Raw genomic sequence first — 21,966 nt, 5'->3', positions numbered from 1 at the left:
AAACCCAGGCATCCGCTAGAGCAGATTCGGCGCCTGCACCGCTTCAATCTGCGCCCAATGGGACGTGTCTTCGCGGTGCTGCTGCAGGTACGGCAACACCGCCCCCAGCAACGGCGCCTTGAACGCGTCCTGGAAGCGATGGGCCAGGCCCGGGATCAGTTTCAGTTGGCTGCCTTGGATGTGTGCCGCCAGGTGCACGCCGTGCATCACCGGCAGCAACGGGTCGGCGGTGCCGTGGACGACCAGGGTCGGTACCCGCAGTTGATTGAGCAGTGCTACCCGGCTCGGCTCGGCCATGATCGCCATGATCTGGCGCTTCACGCCTTCGGGGTTGAAGGCCCGGTCATAGGCCAGTGCAGCCTGATGCAACAAGGCCTGGCGATCATCCACCACCATCGGGCTGCCCAACGCGGCCAGCAGGTCGGCCTGTTGCTCCAGGGCCATTTCACGATTCGGAGCACCACGCCGGGACAACAGTTGCACCAGCCTTTCGCTGGGCGCGGGCAAGCCTGCGGCACTGGAACTGGTCATGATCAGGGTCAGGCTTTCAACCCGCTCAGGCGCCATGGCCGCCATGTGCTGGGCGATCATCCCGCCCATGCTCGCGCCCAGTACATGGAAGCTTCGCACCTGCAACGCGTCCATCAGCCCGAGCCCGTCGTCGGCCATGTCGGTGAGGGTATAGGGCGCGGCCACGGGCAAGCCGAGTTTGTAGCGCAGGGCTTCAAAGGTCAGGTTGGCGCTGCCGGGCGCCTGGCGCCAGGTGCTCAGGCCGACATCGCGGTTATCGTAGCGAATCACCCGGAAACCCTGTTCGCACAGGGCGACCACCACTTCGTCCGGCCAATGGATCAACTGCCCACCCAGGCCCATCACCAACAGCAATGCAGGATCCGAGGCACGGCCAATGCTCTGGTAGGCCAGGCTGACCTGATCCAGATCGACCCGTTGGGTCGCAACATTGACATCGCAACGAGACGCCGCCATCGACGGCAGGCCGAAAAACAACGCGGCCAGGAAAATAAGTACACGCATGAAGAAACACCGAAACGCAGAACCCCAGTAGAGCGCGAGTCTGATGAAGTTTGTTCAAGCGCGCTGCCACAGTTGCGTGACAGTTTGATGAAGATTGCCGAGTGGTGATGGTTGCCCGGTCAAGGGGAGCAATAAAACCGAATACTACCCCTTGTGGCGAGGGGATTTATCCCCGCTGGGCTGCGAAGCAGCCCCAGAAAAAGCTGGACGCAATCCACCTGATACAACAAGGCGCCTGGCTTCAGGGCTGCTTCGCAGCCCAACGGGGATAAATCCCCTCGCCACAGGGTGCAAGGTCACAGGGGGTGCAAACCTGTGGGGCCTCAGGCCAACTGACTGCGCAACTGCCGCGCCGCCGCCACCATGTTCACCAGAGCCGCTTCCGTCTCTGGCCAGCCCCGGGTCTTGAGCCCGCAGTCGGGGTTGATCCACAGCCGCTCGGCGGCGATGCGCTTCACCGCCTTGCTCATCAGCGCAACCATCTCGGTCGTGTCCGGCACCCGCGGCGAGTGGATGTCGTAGACGCCCGGGCCGATGTCGTTCGGGTAGTCGAACGCCTCGAATGCTTCCAGCAACTCCATGTCCGAACGGGAGGTCTCGATGGTGATGACATCGGCGTCCATGTCGGCGATGGCCTTGATCACATCATTGAACTCGCTGTAGCACATGTGGGTATGGATCTGGGTGTCATCCCCCACGCCCGACGCGCACAAGCGGAAGGCCTCCACGGCCCAGTCCAGGTAGTGCTGCCATTGCCCGCGACGCAGTGGCAGCCCTTCGCGGAACGCCGCCTCGTCGATCTGCACGATTTTGATCCCGGCCTTTTCCAGGTCCAGCACCTCGTCGCGCAGGGCCAGGGCCAGTTGTCGGGCCTGGACCTGGCGCGACACGTCTTCGCGGGGGAACGACCACATCAGCATGGTCACGGGGCCGGTGAGCATGCCTTTCATGACCTTGTCAGTCAGGCTTTGCGCGTAACGGATCCAGTCGACGGTCATGGCTTTCGGGCGGCTGATGTCGCCGTAGATGATCGCCGGCTTCACGCAACGCGAGCCGTAACTCTGTACCCAGCCGAAACGGGTGAAGGCGTAACCGTCCAGTTGCTCGGCAAAGTACTCCACCATGTCGTTGCGCTCGGCTTCACCGTGCACCAACACGTCCAGGCCCAGGCGTTCCTGGATCTGCACGGCATGGCGGATCTCGGTGTGCATGGCGTCCTGATAGTCGTTGGCCGACAACTTGCCCTGCTTGTAGGCCTGACGGGCCAGGCGTATGGCTGGGGTCTGCGGGAAGGAGCCGATGGTGGTGGTAGGAAAGGCCGGCAACGCCAAACGTGCGCGCTGGCGTTCGATGCGCTGGGCAAACGGCGAATGCCGCTGGCTGTCCTGCGGCCCGATCGCCGCCAGGCGCGCCTGGACCTCGGCTTTGTGAATGCGCCCCGAGCCGGCGCGACGGGCCTGCACCTCGCGGCTGTCGCTCAACGCCTGCAGCACGGCGGGGGCCTGTGGATCGTTCAGCGCATCGCGCAGCACCGCGACTTCACCGCACTTCTGCACGGCAAAAGCGAGCCAGTTCTTGAGTTCGGGGTCGAGCCGGTCTTCACGTTCCAGGTCCACCGGGCTGTGCAACAACGAGCACGAGGTGCTGACCCAAAGGTTGTCGCCAAAGCGCTCCTGGGCCGCTTGCAATTGCGCCAGCGCCTGTTCCAGTTCGCAGCGCCAGACGTTGCGACCGTTGACCAGGCCTACCGAGAGAATCTTGTAGGTCGGCAGGCGGTCCAGTACTTGGCCCAGTTGTTCCGGGTCACGTACCGCGTCGATGTGCAAACCGTCCACCGGCAGGCTCACCGCCAGGCCGAGGTTGTCTTGCAGGCCACTGAAATAGGTGGCCACGAGTTTTTTCAACGGCGAGTACTGGAGGATGTGGTAAGCCCGCTCGAAGGCGCTCCTCCAGGCCAGGGGCAGGTCCAGGGTGAGGATCGGCTCGTCGATCTGCACCCATTCCACGCCCTGGGCCTTGAGGCGGTTGAGAATTTCACCGTAGACCGGCAGCAGGCGCTCCAGCAGGCCGAGCTTGTCGAACGCCTCGCCCTTGGCCTTGCCCAGCCACAAGTAGGTCAACGGGCCGATGATCACGGGTTTGACCTGATGGCCCAAGGCATGGGCCTCGTCCACTTCGTCGAACAACTGTTCCCAGCTCAGGGCGAAGGTCTGGTCGGCGGAAAACTCCGGGACCAGGTAATGGTAGTTGGTGTCGAACCACTTGGTCAGTTCCTGGGCGTATTGCGCCTGGCCGTGCTCGGCACCGCAGCAACTGGCCGTGGCGCCACGGGCCATGGCGAACAGGGTGTCGAGGGTCGGCCGGCCCTGGGCATTCAAGGTGCCGTGGAAACGTTGCGGGACGGCACCCAGGGTCAAGGTGTGGCTGAGCACCTGGTCGTACCAGGCAAAGTCGCCGACGGGCAGCAGGTCGATGCCGGCATCTTTCTGCAGTTGCCAGTGCCGAGCCCGCAATTCACGCCCCACGGCTTGCAGCGCAGCCGGGGCCAGGTCGCCCTTCCAGTAGGCTTCGAGGGCTTTTTTCAGTTCGCGGTCGGCGCCGATGCGGGGAAAACCGAGGGTGTGGGCCAGGGCCATGGTGTGCGTCCTCCTGTAAAAGATGGCGCCATTGTCGACAGCTCGACCTACATGAGACAAACTCAACCTTTTCGTGTTGATCACAAGTTTTACTCATGGAGCCACTCCGGTGCTTGAACTCCGTCACCTCAAGACCCTGCATGCCCTGCGCGAAGCCGACAGCCTGGTCGAAGCCGCCGAACGCCTGCACTTGACCCAGTCCGCCCTCTCCCACCAGTTCAAGGAACTGGAAGAGCGCCTGGGCATGCAGTTGTTCGTGCGCAAGACCAAGCCCGTACGTTTCACCAGCGCCGGCCTGCGCCTGTTGCAACTGGCCGATGCCGCCCTGCCGTTACTGCGCAGTGCTGAACGGGACATCGCCCGCTTGGCGGGCGGCACCGCCGGGCGCCTGCACATGGCCATCGAGTGCCATAGCTGCTTCCAGTGGCTGATGCCGACCATCGACCAGTTCCGCGATGCCTGGCCGGAAGTCGAGCTGGACCTGGCCTCGGGTTTCGCCTTCGCCCCCTTGCCGGCCTTGGCCCGGGGCGATCTCGATTTGGTGGTGACCTCCGACCCGCTGGAACTGGCCGGCATCACGTACGTGCCGCTGTTCACCTACGAAGCGATGCTCGCCGTGGCCAACCAACATCGGTTGGCGGGCAAGCCCTACATCGTGCCCGAGGACCTGATCAGCGAAACCCTGATCACCTACCCGGTGGAGCGAGACCGGCTGGACATCTTCACCCGTTTCCTGGAACCGGCCGACATCGAACCGGCCCAGGTGCGTACGTCCGAGCTGACGGTGATGATGATGCAACTGGTGGCCAGCGGTCGTGGCGTCTGCGGCATGCCGCACTGGGCGCTGCATGAATACAGCTCGCGGGGCTACGTGAAGGCCAAGCGGCTGGGGGAGAAAGGTCTGTTCGCCACGCTGTACGCGGCGGTGCGCACCGACATGCTCGACGCGCCGTACATGCGCGATTTCTTGCTGACGGCCAAGGACACGTCGTTTTCCACGCTGGATGGAGTCAGTGCCGTGCGGTGAAGCACATTCCTTGTGGCGAGGGGATTTATCCCCGTTGGGCTGCGAAGCGGCCCTAAAGCAGCGAACTCAATCTTCCTGACACACCGAGTTGCCTGGTTTGGGGGCTGCTTCGCAGCCCAGCGGGGATAAATCCCCTCGCCACAAATAAAGCTCAACAGCCATGGCCGGTTGGTTTACAGCTCTAGCCACATGTGGATTTTGTCGAGGTACTCGTCGCCCACGCGGATCGCCATCGGTTCGAGACCGTACAGGACGAAACCGCAGCGCTGGTAGAGCTTGAGCGCCGGGTCGTTGCCCGCGGTGACGGTCAGTTGCACCAGGCGCAGGAAGGTGTGGCGCCGGGCTTCGTCGAGGGCCGCCTGTACCAGTTGGTAGCCACGGCCTCGTTGGCGATGTGCGTCGGCGACGTACATGCCGAACAGCAGCGCCTTGTGCCGGGCTTTTTCCCGGGGGTCCAGGGCCAGGCCAACGATGCCGACCAGTTCTTGCTCGACAAACGCTCCCAACAGCACATCGAGCCGGCTGCCCAGGCGTGACTCCCACCAGTTGAGGGGCAACTTCGCCCGTTCGCCGACGCTGGAGGTGAAGGCCTGGGGGTGCAAGGCGTACGCCTGGAGCATCAGCTCGCGATACACCAGGGCATCACCGGCCCGCAGGCGTCGGATGTTCACGCCGAACGCCGTTGCTCAAGCATCAGGCGCAGCGCCAGGGCACCGAGGACAAACCCCATGAAGTAGCGCTGCACCGCCAGCCAGCTCGGGTTGTGGACAAACCACGAGGCAATGCCGGCGGCGAACAGGGCGATCAGCAGGTTGACGCTGAAACTGACGCTGATCTGGGTCAGCCCGAGGATGATGCTCTGGGTGAACAGCGAACCGTGTTCCGGGCTGATGAACTGCGGGAACACCGACAGATAGAACACCGCGATCTTGGGGTTCAGCGCACTGGTGAGAAAGCCCATGGTGATCAGTTTGCGTGTCGAGTCCGCCGGCAACTGCTGGGCCTCGAAGGGCGAACGCGCGCCCGGCTTCACCGCCTGCCAGGCCAGCCACAACAGGTACAGCGCGCCGGCCCATTTCAACACTTCATAGGCCATGGGCACCGCCAGGAACACCGCCGTCAGCCCCGCGGCGGCGGCGAACATGTGCACGAAGAACCCCGCCACCACGCCCAACAGCGAGGTGACGCCGGCCTTTCGGCCCTGGCAGATCGAACGGGAAATCAGGTAGATCATGTTCGGGCCGGGCGTCAGCACCATCAGTAACGCCGCGGCGGCGAAAATCAACAGGTCCGGCAATGGAATCATGGGCGTCAGTCCTTGAGGCATGAATCAGCAAGTGGCGAGGTGTGTCGCTCGATAAAACGGCAGGATCACCTCGCCTGTCAACGGGGCGAGTACAAGATCGCTGTCGCCGGCCGGGTCGATCCAGCACACCTCTTCGATTTCGGCCGCCGGCGAAACCGGGGCGTCGATGTTCAGCAAAAACACCTCGGCCTGCACGATAAACCCCGGTTCGTTGGCCGCCGGTGCGCTGAACACACCCAGGTGGCGGGCCTGGGCCGAGTCGATCCGCAACCCGAGCTCTTCTTCCAGCTCCCGGGCCAGCGCCTGCACCGGTTGTTCATGGGCCTCGATCTTGCCCCCCGGCTGCATGAAGGCCCGGGTGCCGCGCTTGCGCACCAGCAGGGTTCGCCCGTCCGGCCCGAGCAACAGGGCGGCGGCGATGCGGATGAGGGAAGTGGTCATGATGATTCAAAGCCTTGGGCAGAAAAATGCCGGGGAGATTACAGACCAAAGCCGCAGGGAGCAAAGCCTGGCGCTGGTTTCAGAATCCAGACATACCCATGTGGGAGCGGGCTTGCTCGCGAAGGCGGCTTATCAGTCAGAGCCAATGTCGCCTGATACATCGCCTTCGCGAGCAAGCCCGCTCCCACAGGTTGAACTGCGCCGTCTGTCCGATCCGCATCACCCCAAAATCGGCCTCGGCGCCGAAGGGTCGGCCAGTTCTTCGGGGATCTTGACGAACACGCTGTACCGGGCCCCTTCCATCGACTCGAAGGCGATGAGCTTTTCCACCAGCGGACCGCTCAGGACCTTGCCGGCGTTGAGCAGCAGCATGCCGTTGTCGGCGTTGAGGTTGCGCGCCAGGATCATGCCGGCCGCCAGTTCCCGGGTGTTCATGACCTTGACCGTCGGGTCCGACAAGGTCACGTCTTCCAGGTACTCGCCGCAGGCCTTGATGAAGTCCTCGACCATGTCCGGGTCGTACAGCTTGCCGGCGTATTTGCGGATGTAGACCAGCGCTTCGTCGCTGTTCATCTGTCGTTCGAGGATCAACCCGCGCTGCAGCTCGATGAAATCCACCGCCAATTTCAAGAGTCGCGAGCCGAAGGGAATAGCTTCGCCCTTGAGGTGCTCGGGGAAACCACTGCCGTCCCAGCGCTCCTGGTGATGGCGGATGATCCGGGCCGCATCCTTCATCGGGTCCAGGGTCATCAGCAGCGATTCGCTCTGCTTCGGATAGGCCCGATAGAGATCGAGTTCATTGTGGTGCAGCAAGTCGGCGGGCGTGACCATCATATTGTCGGTCCAGCTCAGCTTGCCGATGTTGTAGAGCGCCGCGGCCATGGTCAGGTCGCGGTCGGTGGACTCATCGAGGAAATGCAGCCGGCTGTAGACCCTGATCAACTCGATGATCTGCCGGTTGGTCTGCTTGGCCTTGGGCAGGCGCAGGTTGGCGATCAGCGAAAACACCTCGGTGCTGGTCACATAACTGCGCTTGAGCTCGTCGTAGGCCAGGTCGAGCATGTCGGCGGTCTGCTGCAGCTCGGAGGTACGCGACGCCACGCGTTTTTCCAGGGTGGCGTTCAGGGTCTTGAGTTGCTGGTTCTGCTCGCGGTTCAACGCTTCGAGACGCTGGCGCTCGCTTTCGGAATGCTGGTGGGCCAGGGCCTGGCGCAAGGCCTGCACCAGCTCCTCATCGTTCCAGGGTTTGCTGAGGTAACGATAGAGCTGCCCCTCGTTGATGGCCTTGGTCATCATGTCCACATCGGCATAACCGGTGAGCAGGATGCGCAACGTCGAGGGGTACAGCTTGCGGATCTCGGCCAACAGCGTGGCGCCATCCATGTTCGGCATGCGCGCGTCGGTCATCACCAGGTCGACCGGCCGTTCCTTGAGAATCTCCAGGGCCTTGGCGCCACTGTCGGCCAGCAGGATCTCGTAGGGCTGGCTGCGCAATAGCCGACGCAAGCTGTTGAGAATCGACTCTTCGTCATCGACCAGCAGCACCGTCGGCTTCTTTACCGGAACGTCCGGCGATTGATCTTCCATTTGAACCCCCTCCTGTTCACGACAACCGTTCTACTAGCCCCGAAATACAGCCTAGTAGATTGCGAAAATTTAGACACATTTGCCATCAGTGGCCGAGCGCATCGCGATGAGGCGACTATGCTCTACCCCATGAAGGGCCATGTACAGGCCGAAGACTCATGCCAGCGAAAGGGATATCAGATGTTCCCAGGGTTCTATAGTCAGCATCAAAGTGGTGCACGGCCATGAGCCTGCCTTTGGATAAAACCAATCGGCGGATCCTCATCGTCGACGACACCCCGACCATCCATGAGGATTTTCGCAAGATCCTCAGCCCCCGGATGAACGCCGAAGACAACCTGAGCAGCGCCGAAGAGGCTCTGTTCGGCGCGCCGGTGGCCGTTGCCGCCATGAGTTTCGTCCTCGATTCGGCGTTCCAGGGCATGGAAGCCTTGAACAAAGTCGAGACGGCGCTGGCCCAAGGGCAGCCCTTCGCCATGGCGTTCATCGACATGCGCATGCCGCCGGGCTGGGACGGCCTGGAAACCATCGAACGGCTGTGGCGCGCCGACCCCAAGCTGCAAGTGGCCCTGTGCACCGCGTACTCGGATTATTCCTGGGAAGACATTTCCGAGCGCCTCGAACTGGGCGACCGCCTGCTCATCCTGAAAAAACCCTTCGACGCCATTGAGATCCGCCAGATGGCCAGCGCCTTGACCGTCAAATGGCAGATGACCGAGGACGCGGCGCTGAAAATGGACATGCTGGAACGGGCCGTCGAGGAACGCACCCGCGAGTTGGCCGACGCCAACATCATCGTGCAGAACAGCCCGACCATTCTCTATCGCCTGCGGGGCGAGCCGCCGTTCGCGTTGATGTACATCTCCCATAACATCACCAAGTTCGGTCATTCCGCGGCGCAACTGATCAACGCGCCGGACTGGGCGCAAACCCTGATCCACCCCGACGACCAGGACAAAGTCCAGGAGGCCATGGTCCGCGTCCTCGACCGTGACACTGCCGGGGCCTCCATCGAGTTTCGCATGCGCACTGGCGACGACACATTCCGCTGGGTGGAGAACCGCTACATTCCGGTGCGCAACGACCAGGGCCTGTTGCTGGAAGTGGAAGGCATCATCCTCGACATCACCGAGCGCAAGCTGGCCGAAGAGAAGATCGCCCTGCTCGCCCGCACCGACGGCCTGACCGGGCTGGCCAACCGCGCCACCATGATCGAGCGCCTGCACCAGGCCTTCGCCGCCGCTCGTCGGGGCGCGGCGCCGTTTGCCATGTTCTACCTGGACCTGGACCACTTCAAACGCATCAACGACACCTTGGGCCATCCCATCGGCGACCTGCTGCTGCAGGAAGTCGCCGCCCGCATCAAGTCCTGTACCCGGGAAAACGATGTGGTGGCGCGCCTGGGCGGCGACGAATTCGCCCTGCTGCAACTGGACGTCCATGAAGCGACCCACTGCGCCGCGCTGGCGGGCAAGATCCGCGATGCCCTCGTGGCGCCGTACTCCCTGGACGGCAACGACGTGCGGATCTCCGTGAGCATCGGCATCGCCCTGTACACCCCGCAGAGCTTGAGCGCCGACAGCCTGATGGCGCAATCCGACATGGCCCTGTACCGCTCCAAGGAAAAGGGTCGCAACCAGTATCACTTCCACAACGAGGAAATTAACCAGGAAGTCACCGACCGGGTCGCCCTGGCCAACGATCTGCGCCAAGCCATCGAAAACCAGGAACTTCAACTGCACTATCTGCCCGAAGTCGACCTCGGCACCGGCAAGATCCTCGGCATGGGCGTGCAGGTGCGCTGGAACCACCCCCAACGGGGCTGGCTGGAACCGGCGGCCTTCATGCCAGCGGCCGAAAAGACCGGAATCATCATTGCCCTCGGGCACTGGGTGCTGGACCAGGCCTGCCAACAGATGCGCCAATGGCGCGACCAGGGCATGGCGCCGCCGGTGATCGCCATCGACCTGTCCCTGACCCAACTCAAGACCGGCCCGGAACTGATCTACGACGTGCTGCGCACCACCGCCCGCTGGGAACTGGCCCCCTGGGACCTGCGTTTCGACGTCACCGAAGCCACCCTGGCCCAGACCAAGTGGACCCACAACGACGTGCTGCCGCGCCTCTGCGAATTGGGCGTGCAAATCGCCATCGATGACTTCGGCACCGAATATTCCTCGTTCGATTACCTCAAGACCTACCGGGTCAATCACCTCAAGCTCGCCCAGCGCTTTCTCGACAGCGCCAACGACGACCCGGAGAACGCCACGACGTTGCGGGCGATCATCAACTTCGCCCGGGACGTGGGCATCGGGATCATTGCCGAGGGCGTCGAGACCCAGGAGCAACGCACCACACTGATGTCCAGCGGCGGCGCGATGCAGGCCCAGGGGCATTACTTCAGCACCGTGGTCGACAGCGGCCAGGCCGCCAAACTGCTCAAGGCCGGCACCATCATTCCCGCGACAGACCACTGGACCCGACCAGCGAGCCAGCTATCGGAGAGCAATCCATGAACCCCATGTCGGTGCCAGCCAACCGGCGGATCCTGGTGGTGGACGACACGCCGGCGATCCACCAGGACTTTCGCAAGATCCTCAGCCCCAGCGGCGGCAGCGATGATTCGCTGGACGACACCGAAAGCCTGCTGTTCGGCACCCCACAGGTCAGCCGGCTGCAATTTCAGATCGACTCGGCCTACCAGGGCGAGGAGGCACTGGAACTGGTCAAGCGCGCCCAGGCCGAAGGCCAGCCCTACGCGCTGGTGTTCGCCGACATGCGCATGCCACCAGGCTGGGATGGCCTGCAAACCATCGAACAACTGTGGAAAGCCGACCCGCGCCTGCAAATCGCCCTGTGCACGGCCTTCTCGGATTACTCCTGGGAAACCATGGCCGAACGGATCGAGTTCGATGACCAATTGCTGATTCTCAAGAAACCGTTCGACACCTTGGAAATCCGCCAGATGGCCAGCGCCATGACCTGGAAATGGCAACTGGCCCAGGATGCGGCGCGGAAAATGCGCAGCCTGGAACGCACGATCGAAGAGCGCGTCCAGGAATTGCTCAAGGTGTCCCACCTGCTGCAATACGACGTGCTCACCGAGTTGCCCAACAGTATGTTGCTCGGCGATCGCCTGACCCAGGCCATGGCCCAGTGCCGTCGACACGACCGGCAACTGGCGGTGATGTTCATCGGCCTGGACCGCTTCAAGCGCATCAACAACGCGCTGGGCCATCCGGTGGGCGACGAAATGCTCAAGCGCGTGGCCCGGGCGCTGGCGAGCGTGGTGCGTGAGTCCGATTCGGTGTTCCGCTACGGTTCCGATGAATTCGTGGTGATCGTGGGGGACATCACCGAGGCGCAGCAAACCAAAGGCGTGGCCGAAAAACTGCTGGCGGCCATCAGCACCCCCCAGCCTATCGACGGCCATGACCTGAGCGTCACCGCGAGCCTGGGCATCAGCGTGTACCCGAGCGACGGTTTCGACGCCGTGGCGCTGATCAAGAAAGCCGAGACGGCGATGCGCAACGTCAAGGAAACCGGCCCCAACGACTACCGTTTCTTCACCGAGGACATGAACCGCCGGGCACGGCAGCAACAGACCATCGAATCGGGCCTGCGCCTGGGCCTGCAACGCAAGGAATTCGTGCTGCATTACCAACCCAAGCTCGACCTCAAGAGCGGCAAGGTGGTCGGGGTCGAGGCGTTGGTGCGCTGGAACAGGCCGGAACATGGCCTGGTCTACCCGGCGGACTTCATTCCGGTGGCCGAGGACAGCGGCTTGATCGTGCCGCTGAGCCAATGGGTACTCCAGGAAGCCTGCCAGCAGGCCTGCCGTTGGCAAGCCCAGGGCATGCGGCCGCTGTGCCTGTCGGTGAACATCTCGGCCATCGATTTTCGCCAGCGCGGCTTCGTCGAAGGCATCGCCCGCACCCTCAAGGAAACCGGCCTGGACCCGACACAGTTAGAACTGGAGATCACCGAAAGCGTACTGATGCAGAACATCGATACCACGGTCGCCATCCTCAAGGCCATCAAACAACAGGGGATACGCCTGGCCATCGACGATTTCGGCACCGGCTATTCGAGCCTGAGCTATTTGCAGAAATTTCCGGTGGATGTGCTGAAGATCGACCAGTCGTTCGTCGGTGACCTGAGCATCGATAGCAATGACGCCAAGCTGGTGAGCACCATCATCAGCCTGGGCAAGAGCCTGAACCTGCACATCATCGCCGAAGGGGTGGAAACCCTTGAGCAGCTTGAATTTCTCAAGAAGCACCAATGCGAGGAAGCCCAAGGTTATTACTTCAGCAAGGCCGTCGAACCGCAGGCCTTTGCCGATTGGATGACCGAGTGGGAAAAACGCCAGAACCCGTTTTCGTGAACCGCTGAGTCCTCAACCAAAGTTTCAAGGAAAACATCCCATGGCGTTACATGGACTGATTCTGGCGCTCGGCCTGCTCGTGGGAGCAAGCGTAACCGCTCACGCCGCCCCCCTGGATGAACCCCTCAAGCCCCTGCCGCCGGTGCCGGCCCTGGACCCCAAGCGCGTCCAGCTGGGGCTGCGGCTGTTCAATGACCCACGGCTGTCGGTCAACAACACCCTGTCCTGCGCCAGTTGCCATCGCCTGGACAAGGGCGGCGCCGACGACAAGCCGTTTTCCCTGGGCTTCGACGGCAAGCCGGTGGAGGTCAATACACCTACCGTGTTCAACGCCGGCCTGAACTTCCACCAGTTCTGGGATGGCCGTGTCGATACGTTGGAAGAACAGGTCCACGAGGTCGTGACCAGCCCGGTGGAAATGGGCAGCACCTGGGAGTCGGTGGTCAAGCGCATCGCCGATGACCCTGGCTACGCCAAGGACTTCAAGGACGCCTATCCCGATGGCGTGACCAAGCCCAATATCCAGAGCGCCCTGGCCGACTACGAACGCACCTTGCAAACACCCAATTCGCGTTTCGACCAGTACCTGCTGGGCGACACCGACGCCCTCACGCCCCGGGAAAAGTTCGGTTACCAGCGTTTCAAGGAGTACGGCTGCATCGCTTGCCACCAGGGCGTGAACATCGGCGGCAACATGTTCCAGAAATTCGGCGTCATGGGTGACTATGTCGGCGACCGGGGCAACCCCACCCGCGCCGACGAAGGACGCTTCAACATCACCGGCGATGAAGCGGACCGCCAGGTCTTCAAGGTGCCCAGCCTGCGCAACGTGGCCGTCACCGCGCCGTATTTCCATGACGGGTCGGCGACGACTCTGGAACACGCGGTGGAGGTGATGTTCAAGTACCAACTGGGTCGTGAGCCTCTCAAGAACGATACGACACTGATCGTCGAGTTCCTCAAGACCCTGACGGGTGAATCGGAGGGCAAGCCCCTATGACCACTCTGCGCCGCCTCGGTCTTGCCTTCATCGGCCTGTTACTGGCTTCGGTCCTGCTGTTCATGTACGTCAATTCGGGGGCCCAGCAAGCCGCCTCGTACATTGAATCCCGTGACCTGATTCGCCTGCTCAAGCAACAGGACGCTATCTGGGACAACGAAGTCCTCAAGTCGCGGATCGCCCTGACCCACAACTACGACCCGTTGGTCTCCCCCCTGCATGAAATGGCACGCTTGTGGCAGCGTCTGGACGCCATCGAATCGGAACCGGGACGCCACGGGCCGTCGCTCTGGGAGGCCCAGCGCGACGAATACCTCAAGCTGGTCAAGGAAAAAACCCGCCTGATAGAACAGTTCAAGTCCCATAACGCGGTGTTGCGTAACTCCCTGGCCTTTCTGCCCACCGGTGAGGACGACATCCAGGGCCAGTTCGCCCGGCTGCCCGACACCTACAAACTGGAGTTGCAGAACGTTGCCATCGACACTTACGACCTGTTGCTCAGCAGTATGGAGTTCGCCCAGGTCAGCTCCCCGGAGATCGCAGCCGAGGTCCTGCTGGGCTTGAACCAGTTGGATGTCAACAAGGAACGCCTGCCTGAGGGGTTGCTCAACTCCATCGAAGTCCTGCGCAGACACATCGGGGTGATCCTGCGCGAACAACCCAAGGTGAATGAGTTACTGCTGGGAATCGGAGCGATCCCCGTGGCCGATCGCCTGGACACCATCACCAACCTGCTCGAGAAAGACCAGGAAAAAGCCGCCGCCAAATACGAGCGCAACCACATTTACTTGCTGGTGTTCGCCACGTTCCTGGTGCTGATCCTGATCTGGCTGGCGATCCGGTTGATACGCAGCTTCGCCGAAATCAATCGGGTCAACAGCGCCCTGCAGACCGCCAACGACGAGCTGGAACAACGGGTCGAAGAGCGTACCCGCCAGCTCAAGGACACCCAGAGCGAGTTGATGGACACCGCCCGCCAGGCCGGCATGGCGGAAATCGCCACCAACGTGTTGCACAACGTCGGCAACGTCCTCAACAGCGTGAACATCTCCGCTGACCTGGTCAGCCGCAAACTGCGCAGCAGCAAGGCCCTGGGGCTGGGCAAGGCGATGCAATTGATCAACGAACACACCGATGACCTCGGGCACTTCCTCACCGAGGACGCCAAGGGCAAGTTGCTGCCCGGCTACCTCAACCAACTGGTCGAGGCCATCGCCTCGGAGCAGCAGAGCCTGACCGATGAACTGGCCCAGTTGAGCAAGAGCGTGGACCACATCAAGGATATCGTCTCCACCCAGCAATCCTATGCTGGCGCCAGCAGCCTGCTCGAACCCCTGGTGGTCAGCGAACTGCTCGAAGACGCCTTGCGCATGAACTCCGGCGCCCTGACCCGCCATCATGTTACGGTGATCAAGGAATACGGCGACGTGCCGCGGATCATGGGCGACAAGCATCGCTTGCTGCTGATCCTGATCAACCTGATCAGCAATGCCAAGTACGCCATGGCCGGGGTGTCCAACGATGCGCGGAACATGACCCTCAAGGCCGCCGTCGTCGATGGCCAGACCCTGCAAATCAGCGTCAAGGACGAAGGCGAAGGCATTCCGGAGGAAAACATGACGCGCATCTTCGCCCACGGTTTTACCACGCGTAAGGAAGGCCACGGCTTTGGCCTGCACAGCTGCGCATTGGCGGCCATCGAAATGAACGGCCACCTCACCGCCCACAGTGAAGGGCCAGGAAAAGGGGCGACATTCCAATTGCAAGTGCCCCTGAAACTTGCAGAAGGTGAACCATGAACAGCCTGAGTAACCGCCGCATCCTGTTGATCGACGATACACCCGCCATTCATGAAGATTTCCGCAAGATCCTCACCCCGGAGGATGAAAGCAACACGGATTTGCAGGACATGGAAAGCGCGCTGTTTGGCGAAGCGCCGAAACCTGCCGCCACCGTGTTCGAACTCGACTCGGCCTACGGTGGGCAGGAAGGCCTGAACAAATTGCTGGAGGCCATGGCCAAGGAGCGTCCCTATGCCCTGGCCTTTGTCGACATGCGCATGCCCGAAGGCTGGGACGGCGCCAAGACCATCGAAGAACTCTGGAAGCGCGACCCGCAGTTGCAAGTGGTGGTGTGCACCGCCTATTCGGATTATTCCTGGGATGAATTGCTCGACCGCCTGAACGGCCACGACCGCTTGCTGATCCTGAAGAAGCCGTTCGACAACATCGAAGTCCAGCAGATGGCCAACACCCTGACCACCAAATGGGAAATGACCTCTCGGGCGCAATTGAAGATGAACAAGCTCGAAGACCTGGTGGAACAACGCACCCAGGCCTTCCGACAGGCCAGCGAACTGCTGCAGATGGAGATCGACGAACGCAAGATGCTGGAAACCCAGTTGGTGCAATCGGAAAAGCTCGCCTCGCTGGGCCAGTTGGCGGCCGGGGTGGCCCACGAGATCAACAACCCGATCGGTTTCATTTCTTCCAACCTGGGGGCGCTGGACGGCTACTTCGGCAAACTTCAGGAAATGCTCAGCGCCTATGGCAACGCCGAGGAAGCCATCGCCTCGCCGGAGCTGGTGGTGAACTTGAGAAAACTGCGCGAAAAGGTGGAGCTGGACTTCCTGGTCGAGGATATCCCCTTGCTGATCAAGGAATCCAAGGATGGCATCGGCCGGGTCGGGCAGATCGTCAAGGATTTGAAGGATTTCTCCCGCGTTGATTCCAGCCAGGAATGGCAGATGGCCAATTTGCAGCACGGCATGGATTCGACCTTGAACATCGTCGCCAATGAAATCAAGTACAAGGCCGACGTGGTCAAGGAGTACACGCCGTTGCCGGAGGTGGAATGCCTGCCGTCGCAGATCAACCAGGTGATCATGAACCTGATCGTCAACGCCGCCCAGGCCATCGGCCCCGAACGCGGCACCATCACCCTGCGCAACGGGGTCGGTGAAGAAACCGTCTGGATCGAAGTGGCGGACAACGGCTCGGGCATTCCCCCCGAGACCCTGCAGAAAATCTTCGACCCATTCTTCACCACCAAACCTATCGGCCAGGGCACGGGGCTCGGGCTGTCGTTGTCCTACGGCATCGTGAAAAAACACAATGGCGAAATCACGGTACGCAGCGAAGTCGGCGTCGGCACCACCTTCCGCGTGGAATTACCGTTGCGGCAGATGAAACAGGCGAGCTGAGCCACCCCTGTAGGAGCTGCCGAAGGCTGCGATCTTTTGATCTTTCGCTTTCTTTCGCTTGAGATTCAAGTGTGTCTGGGGAAAGATCGCAGCCTCGTTGCACTCGACAGCTCCTACACGCTCATACGCAGTTGCTACAGGACGCAGCCCAACGGGAGCAAGCTCTCTCGCCACAAGCTGCATTCCAAGCTAATGTCTCGCCAATCGCTCTCCCCCAAGGAAACCGTATGAGCCTGTCTCTGCTGAGTCGTTACGCCTTCTTTGCTGGCAGTGTCATCTTCACCCTCGCCAGCCTGCCATTCCTGCAACACGACTGGCTCTGGCCCATTGCGCTGGTGACCGGGCTGTTGAGCCTGCTGGGGGTGTTCGACCTGCTGCAAAGCCGTCATGCCGTACGGCGCAACTACCCGATCCTGGGCAATATCCGCTACCTGGTCGAAGGCATCCGCCCGGAGATCCGCCAGTACCTGCTCGAATCCGACAGCGATGCCCTGCCCTTCTCCCGGGCCCAACGCTCGCTGGTGTACTCCCGGGCCAAGAACGAAAGCGCCGACAAACCGTTCGGCACCTTGATCGACGTGTACCAGACCGGCTTCGAATTCATCGGCCACTCCATGCGCCCGGCCCCGCTGAGCGACCCCAGCGGTTTTCGCGTGACCGTCGGCGGCCCGCAGTGCACGCAGCCTTACTCCGCGTCGGTGTTCAACATCTCGGCCATGAGCTTCGGCTCCCTGAGCGCCAACGCCATCCGGGCGCTGAACCAAGGCGCGAAGCTGGGCAACTTCGCCCATGACACGGGTGAAGGCAGTATCAGCTCCTACCACCGCGAACACGGTGGCGACCTGACCTGGGAACTGGGCAGCGGCTATTTTGGCTGTCGCACCAGCGACGGGCGCTTCGACCCCGAGCGTTTCGCCGCCCAGGCACAGAACCCGCAGGTGCGAATGATCGAAATCAAGATGAGCCAGGGCGCCAAACCCGGCCACGGCGGGATCCTGCCCAAGCACAAGGTCACCCGGGAAATCGCCGAGACCCGTGGCATCCTCATGGGCGAGGATTGTATTTCGCCGTCATGCCACAGCGCGTTTTCCACGCCGATCGAACTGATGCAGTTCGTCCAGCAGTTGCGTGAGCTGTCCGGCGGCAAACCGGTGGGCTTCAAATTCTGCCTGGGTCATCCGTGGGAATTCATGGGCATCGCCAAGGCGATGCTGGAAACCGGGATCCTGCCCGACTTCATCGTGGTGGACGGCAAGGAAGGCGGCACGGGCGCGGCGCCCGTGGAGTTCACCGATCACATCGGCGTGCCGCTGCGCGAGGGCCTGCTGTTCGTGCACAACACCCTGGTGGGCCTGAACCTGCGGGACAAAATCAAGCTCGGCGCCAGTGGCAAGATCGTCAGCGCCTTCGACATCGCCAGCGTCCTGGCCATCGGTGCCGACTGGGCCAACGCCGCGCGCGGCTTCATGTTCGCCATCGGCTGCATCCAGTCCCAGAGCTGCCACACCAACAAATGCCCCACCGGTGTCGCCACCCAGGACACCTTGCGCCAGCGCGCCCTGGTCGTCCCGGACAAGGCCCAGCGGGTCTACAACTTCCACCGCAACACCCTCAAGGCCCTGGCCGAAATGCTCGCCGCCGCCGGGCTCGAGCACCCGTCGCAATTGCAGCCCAAGCATTTGGTGCGGCGGATGTCGGCTACCGAGGTCAAGTTGTTCTCTGAATTGCACGTGTTTCTGAAGCCGGGGGAATTGCTGACCGGCGAGGTCAATGGGGCGTTTTATTCGCGGATGTGGCAGATGGCGCGGGCGGATAGTTTTGAGCCGGAGAAAATAGTGGCGGCATAACTATCGCCACCATCCCCTAATGTACCCTTCGGAACCTGTTAAATCTTTCATGACAATAAAATCACCTGACTCAGTGACATAAAATGAATAGAACTTCCTGTCTACCACCCGCCTATAAGTCTTGCCCTCAGCCGTCGCCGCATCAAAAGCGGCGCGCCCCTCTGAAACTACATTATTAATACCGTACTGAGGTAAAGTATTTGGGCGGAGCACCATACTGGAGCTGCTCAAAAGGTAGCGCAACGCCGGCATATAATTTATGGCACCCTGCGCTTTGGGCAACCACTTCCCATTAATAGGGGGCTCAATATAATAAAGCACAGGGGAATTGAGAAATTCTTTTGTTGCAATAATGTCATAAGCTATAAACATTGCCATGGCCGTCTCAAGCTCTTTTTTTGCGATAAGAACTTGCCCATAGCCGTAACTAAACGAATACATCGCCAAAACTGGTATCACCAAAAGCATTCGCAACCTATACCCAGCACGCCCCAAAACTTCACGACTCATCAGCAGCAAAAAAAACAATACTACAGAAAACCCCAGATAGTTCCGCGCTTCCAAATTAGGATCCAGCACGAATAACATCGGACCGGGGACACAAACTATCAGCACAGGCGGTACGCATAGACAGGCCCCTAAAACTAAAATTTTTTCGCCCCTACCACCGGCCAGTGCTAAAACATTCTTAATGACTAGGACATATCCCACGCCGGCTACGATCACCATTAAAATAGAAAAAAATCCATTTCCGGCGTTGATCAACTCGAACACTTTTTCCATAGAGAACTTAAACTTCCTAACGACCTCCTCAAGCCAGTGCGAATCGAACTCTGCCAGCGAACCGCGCCTATCGCTCGTCAGTTTGAAAGCGGTAAAATAATAAAAAATCCCCCCCAAAAAAAGCTGTAAACCACGCAACCCAATTTCTCTCAACACTTCCTGCGCCGGCTTTCCATTTCTAACATTCCACAAACACTCCATACAGCACAACCCAATAAAAACTGTAATCACCAATTGATAAATACTTAGCAGCACCGCTATTAAAATAGCCGACACGCACCCTCGCAGGTAACTATTGCGAACATGACAGGTTATAGAAAAAACAGCAGCCACAACTGCTAACATCATACCCGGCCCATCATATTGAAAACTAATGTTACCTAAAAAAAAAGGATTACAGAGCAGTGGGAGGACCACGAGACACGCTGTCCACTCGGGGCGAGGAAAATACCATAACGTCAGCCTAGTCATCGCACATGCAAATGCAAAAGTAGCAATTAACAATGGAAGCGGGAAAATATTAATGGTTGCATTGTTAAACGCCATAAGCTTCGTAACCACTTCAGCCAGCACTCTGCCGTGAATTCTCCACCAGTCATCGATCGCCAATATTTCCCGCCAACTATCGTCTACATAGGCGTAATCGGCATGAACAATAGGGTATACGTACACAAAAGAAGCTACTGTAAAAAACAATAGCACCTCTTTTTTGCTAAGTACCTTCGTTATTCGCATAGGTTACTCGTGCAATCGCCAACAGTGCAGATAGATCTTTCATCTTGGTGCCTTGCCATTCCCCTGTTGGCAAGCTTCCAAGCTAGACTGCGGTCCGATGCGGGTCTACTGTCAGAACTTACAGGTCAGCTACAGTCTTCGACGGACGGTCAATCACAGCTCAATGAAAAAGCCCCAGTCACTGACCGGGGCTTTCTTTTATATCGCGGTTAATTTACGACACTGACCGCACCGAGCCGTGGGTTTCGCCCGTCGGCTGCAACTTGAATACATAAAACAACACCGTCAACAACACCAGGAACGCCGGACCGACATACAACGCCACCCGTGTATCAGGGAAGTACGCCATCAGCCCCACCACCAGCACCAAAAATGCCAACGCCAGGTACGAGCTGACCGGGTACAGCCACATGCGGTACTTCAAGGCCGCACGCTCCGAAGCACTCAGGCTTTTACGGAATTTGAGCTGGGCCAGCAGGATCATTACCCAGGTCCAGATCGCGCCGAAGGTGGCGATGGAGGTCACCCAGACGAAGACCTTTTCCGGCACCAGGTAATTGAGCAACACGCCCAGCAGCAGCGCGGCGATGGACAGCAGCAATGCACGACGCGGCACGCCGTTGGCCGAGGTCTTGGCGAAACCGGCCGGGGCCTGGCCGTTCTGCGCCAGGCTGTAGAGCATCCGCCCGGTGCTGAAGATGCCGCCGTTGCAGGACGACAGTGCGGCGGTGATCACCACGAAGTTGATGATGCCGGCGGCAGTCTTGATGCCCAGGCGCTCGAAGGTCATCACGAACGGGCTGCCCTGGGTGCCGATCTCGTTCCACGGGTAGATCGACAGGATCACGAACAGCGCGCCGACGTAGAACAGCAGGATCCGCCAGAACACCGAACCGATGGCGTTGGGGATGGTTTTCTGTGGATTCTTCGCCTCACCGGCGGTCAGGCCGATCATCTCCACGCCCAGGTAGGCGAACATGACCATTTGCAGGGACATCAACACGCCGGACACGCCGTTGGGCATGAAGCCGCCGTGGGCCCAGAGGTTGGAAATACCCAGGGCCACACCGTCGTTGCCGAAGCCAAAGGCGATGATGCCGACGCCGCCGATGACCATGGCGATGATGGTGACGATCTTGATCAGGGCGAACCAGAATTCGAATTCGCCGAAGGCCTTGACCGCGATCAGGTTGATCGAGCCCATGCTGACCAGTGCCGCCAAGGCCCAGATCCAGCGGGGCACGTCGGGGAACCAGATGCCCATGTACACCGCCACGGCGGTGATCTCCGCCACACAGGTCACCAGCCACAGGAACCAGTAGTTCCAACCGGTCAGGAAACCTGCCAGTGGGCCGAGGTAATCCTGGGCATAGCGGCTGAACGAACCGGCCACAGGGTTGTGCACGGCCATTTCACCGAGGGCGCGCATGATCACCAGGATCGCCAGGCCGCCAATGATGTAGGACAGCATGATCGCCGGGCCGGCCATTTCGATGGCCTTGGCCGAACCAAGGAACAGCCCGACACCGATGCAGGCGCCAAGCGCCATCAGGCGGATATGCCGCTCGCCGAGTTCACGTTTGAGCGGACCGCCCTGAGCGGTCTCGCCATGGGGCAGATGATTGCCGACAGGCATAGGGATACAACCTCGTCTTGTTATTGGATTAACCACCGAGTGTCCAAAGCCACAGGCCGGTAAGCCTGCCGCTTTGCCGAAACCGGGTCTGTCTTGTGAGCAGACCGTCCTGTGGAACGACAACCTCAGGATCAGCGGGTCGTGCAGTATAAAAAGCCAGGGATAGAGAGATTCACTGTAAAACCAGGGAAATTCAGGGATAAGACTGCGCCAGAATCAGCTTTTGGAGAGGTGTTGTCTGGGATTCAGGTCACTCGGAAACGCCGCGGAGTATTGCACAGTGATGGTGCGGCGTCATGTTTTGGCATGGGGCGATGGCTCTAGCGCAAGGCTTTCCCGACACC

The 21,966-nt window shown here is 60.6% G+C and carries 15 protein-coding genes; 7 read left to right on the top strand and 8 right to left on the bottom strand.

Annotated features, from left to right (window positions below):
* Positions 1-15: 15 nt before the first annotated feature.
* Together BLP82_RS07290 and metE are read right to left on the bottom strand one after the other, a co-directional pair.
* Complete coding sequence (locus tag BLP82_RS07290) at positions 16-1,035, bottom strand: alpha/beta fold hydrolase (protein ID WP_092166348.1); 1,020 nt, start codon at positions 1,033-1,035, stop codon at positions 16-18.
* A 323-nt stretch (positions 1,036-1,358) separates the two neighbouring features.
* A complete protein-coding gene (gene metE / locus BLP82_RS07285) occupies positions 1,359-3,671 on the bottom strand; it encodes a 5-methyltetrahydropteroyltriglutamate--homocysteine S-methyltransferase (RefSeq protein WP_092166347.1) in 2,313 nt (770 codons plus the stop codon).
* A gap of 109 nt (positions 3,672-3,780) precedes the next feature.
* On the opposite strand from metE, the gene metR reads away from it, so the two are divergent.
* Positions 3,781-4,698 carry a transcriptional regulator MetR gene (metR, locus tag BLP82_RS07280; protein ID WP_060740854.1) on the top strand — a complete coding sequence of 306 codons (918 nt, stop codon included), beginning with the start codon at positions 3,781-3,783 and terminating at the stop codon, positions 4,696-4,698.
* A 173-nt stretch (positions 4,699-4,871) separates the two neighbouring features.
* Here metR and BLP82_RS07275 read toward each other — a convergent pair whose 3' ends face one another.
* The 4 genes from BLP82_RS07275 to BLP82_RS07255 form a co-directional block, all read right to left on the bottom strand.
* A complete protein-coding gene (locus BLP82_RS07275; protein WP_092166346.1) occupies positions 4,872-5,369 on the bottom strand; it encodes a GNAT family N-acetyltransferase in 498 nt (165 codons plus the stop codon).
* Positions 5,366-6,004, bottom strand: a complete 639-nt coding sequence (locus BLP82_RS07270; protein WP_053124734.1) for a LysE family translocator — start codon at positions 6,002-6,004, stop codon at positions 5,366-5,368. The genes BLP82_RS07275 and BLP82_RS07270 overlap by 4 nt, the downstream gene beginning before the upstream one ends.
* Positions 6,005-6,028: 24 nt before the next feature.
* Positions 6,029-6,445, bottom strand: a complete 417-nt coding sequence (locus BLP82_RS07265) for an NUDIX hydrolase (protein ID WP_092166345.1) — start codon at positions 6,443-6,445, stop codon at positions 6,029-6,031.
* A 219-nt stretch (positions 6,446-6,664) separates the two neighbouring features.
* On the bottom strand, positions 6,665-8,032 hold the full coding sequence (locus BLP82_RS07255; RefSeq protein ID WP_092166342.1) for a response regulator c-di-GMP phosphodiesterase, NosR family: 1,368 nt from the start codon (positions 8,030-8,032) through the stop codon (positions 6,665-6,667).
* Positions 8,033-8,256: 224 nt separating this feature from the next.
* Here BLP82_RS07255 and BLP82_RS07250 point away from each other — a divergent pair, with 224 nt between their 5' ends.
* The 6 genes from BLP82_RS07250 to BLP82_RS07225 all read left to right on the top strand — a co-directional run bounded on the left by BLP82_RS07250 (position 8,257) and on the right by BLP82_RS07225 (position 18,468).
* On the top strand, positions 8,257-10,548 hold the full coding sequence (locus BLP82_RS07250) for a GGDEF/EAL domain-containing response regulator (RefSeq protein ID WP_092166341.1): 2,292 nt from the start codon (positions 8,257-8,259) through the stop codon (positions 10,546-10,548).
* Positions 10,545-12,419 (top strand): two-component system response regulator, encoded by a 1,875-nt coding sequence (locus BLP82_RS07245; RefSeq protein WP_092166340.1) that lies wholly within the window; start codon positions 10,545-10,547, stop codon positions 12,417-12,419. The genes BLP82_RS07250 and BLP82_RS07245 overlap by 4 nt, the downstream gene beginning before the upstream one ends.
* Before the next feature lie 40 nt (positions 12,420-12,459).
* Positions 12,460-13,419: a cytochrome-c peroxidase gene (locus BLP82_RS07240; protein ID WP_092166339.1), complete on the top strand. Its 960-nt coding sequence runs from the start codon at positions 12,460-12,462 to the stop codon at positions 13,417-13,419.
* Positions 13,416-15,218: a DAHL domain-containing protein gene (locus tag BLP82_RS07235; RefSeq protein ID WP_092166338.1), complete on the top strand. Its 1,803-nt coding sequence runs from the start codon at positions 13,416-13,418 to the stop codon at positions 15,216-15,218. Before BLP82_RS07240 ends, BLP82_RS07235 begins: the two co-directional genes overlap by 4 nt.
* A complete protein-coding gene (locus BLP82_RS07230) occupies positions 15,215-16,621 on the top strand; it encodes an ATP-binding protein (protein ID WP_092166337.1) in 1,407 nt (468 codons plus the stop codon). Before BLP82_RS07235 ends, BLP82_RS07230 begins: the two co-directional genes overlap by 4 nt.
* 227 nt (positions 16,622-16,848) lie before the next feature.
* Complete coding sequence (locus BLP82_RS07225; protein WP_092166335.1) at positions 16,849-18,468, top strand: FMN-binding glutamate synthase family protein; 1,620 nt, start codon at positions 16,849-16,851, stop codon at positions 18,466-18,468.
* On the opposite strand, the gene BLP82_RS07220 is transcribed toward BLP82_RS07225, so the two are convergent.
* Complete coding sequence (locus BLP82_RS07220) at positions 18,469-19,986, bottom strand: glucosyltransferase domain-containing protein (RefSeq protein ID WP_092166333.1); 1,518 nt, start codon at positions 19,984-19,986, stop codon at positions 18,469-18,471. It lies immediately after the preceding gene.
* 214 nt (positions 19,987-20,200) lie between these two features.
* Positions 20,201-21,622 (bottom strand): amino acid permease, encoded by a 1,422-nt coding sequence (locus BLP82_RS07215; protein ID WP_092166331.1) that lies wholly within the window; start codon positions 21,620-21,622, stop codon positions 20,201-20,203.
* Between the last annotated feature and the right edge of the window lie 344 nt (positions 21,623-21,966).

Source organism: Pseudomonas sp. NFACC37-1 (assembly GCF_900101575.1).
Classification (GTDB): Bacteria; Pseudomonadota; Gammaproteobacteria; order Pseudomonadales; family Pseudomonadaceae; genus Aquipseudomonas; species Aquipseudomonas fluorescens_AA.
The sequence above is the reverse complement of the archived record's forward strand: the minus strand, read 5'-3'. Positions and strand labels throughout refer to the sequence as shown.

Bases quoted from the DNA above. Each gene is read 5' to 3' on its own strand.
- BLP82_RS07290 (WP_092166348.1), bottom strand. From the start codon at position 1,035: ATGCGTGTACTTATTTTCCTGGCCGCGTTGTTTTTCGGCCTGCCGTCG.
- metE (WP_092166347.1), bottom strand. From the start codon at position 3,671: ATGGCCCTGGCCCACACCCTCGGTTTTCCCCGCATCGGCGCCGACCGC.
- BLP82_RS07270 (WP_053124734.1), bottom strand. From the start codon at position 6,004: ATGATTCCATTGCCGGACCTGTTGATTTTCGCCGCCGCGGCGTTACTG.
- BLP82_RS07265 (WP_092166345.1), bottom strand. From the start codon at position 6,445: ATGACCACTTCCCTCATCCGCATCGCCGCCGCCCTGTTGCTCGGGCCG.
- BLP82_RS07255 (WP_092166342.1), bottom strand. From the start codon at position 8,032: ATGGAAGATCAATCGCCGGACGTTCCGGTAAAGAAGCCGACGGTGCTG.
- BLP82_RS07250 (WP_092166341.1), top strand. From the start codon at position 8,257: ATGAGCCTGCCTTTGGATAAAACCAATCGGCGGATCCTCATCGTCGAC.
- BLP82_RS07245 (WP_092166340.1), top strand. From the start codon at position 10,545: ATGAACCCCATGTCGGTGCCAGCCAACCGGCGGATCCTGGTGGTGGAC.
- BLP82_RS07240 (WP_092166339.1), top strand. From the start codon at position 12,460: ATGGCGTTACATGGACTGATTCTGGCGCTCGGCCTGCTCGTGGGAGCA.
- BLP82_RS07235 (WP_092166338.1), top strand. From the start codon at position 13,416: ATGACCACTCTGCGCCGCCTCGGTCTTGCCTTCATCGGCCTGTTACTG.
- BLP82_RS07230 (WP_092166337.1), top strand. From the start codon at position 15,215: ATGAACAGCCTGAGTAACCGCCGCATCCTGTTGATCGACGATACACCC.
- BLP82_RS07225 (WP_092166335.1), top strand. From the start codon at position 16,849: ATGAGCCTGTCTCTGCTGAGTCGTTACGCCTTCTTTGCTGGCAGTGTC.
- BLP82_RS07220 (WP_092166333.1), bottom strand. From the start codon at position 19,986: ATGCGAATAACGAAGGTACTTAGCAAAAAAGAGGTGCTATTGTTTTTT.
- BLP82_RS07215 (WP_092166331.1), bottom strand. From the start codon at position 21,622: ATGCCTGTCGGCAATCATCTGCCCCATGGCGAGACCGCTCAGGGCGGT.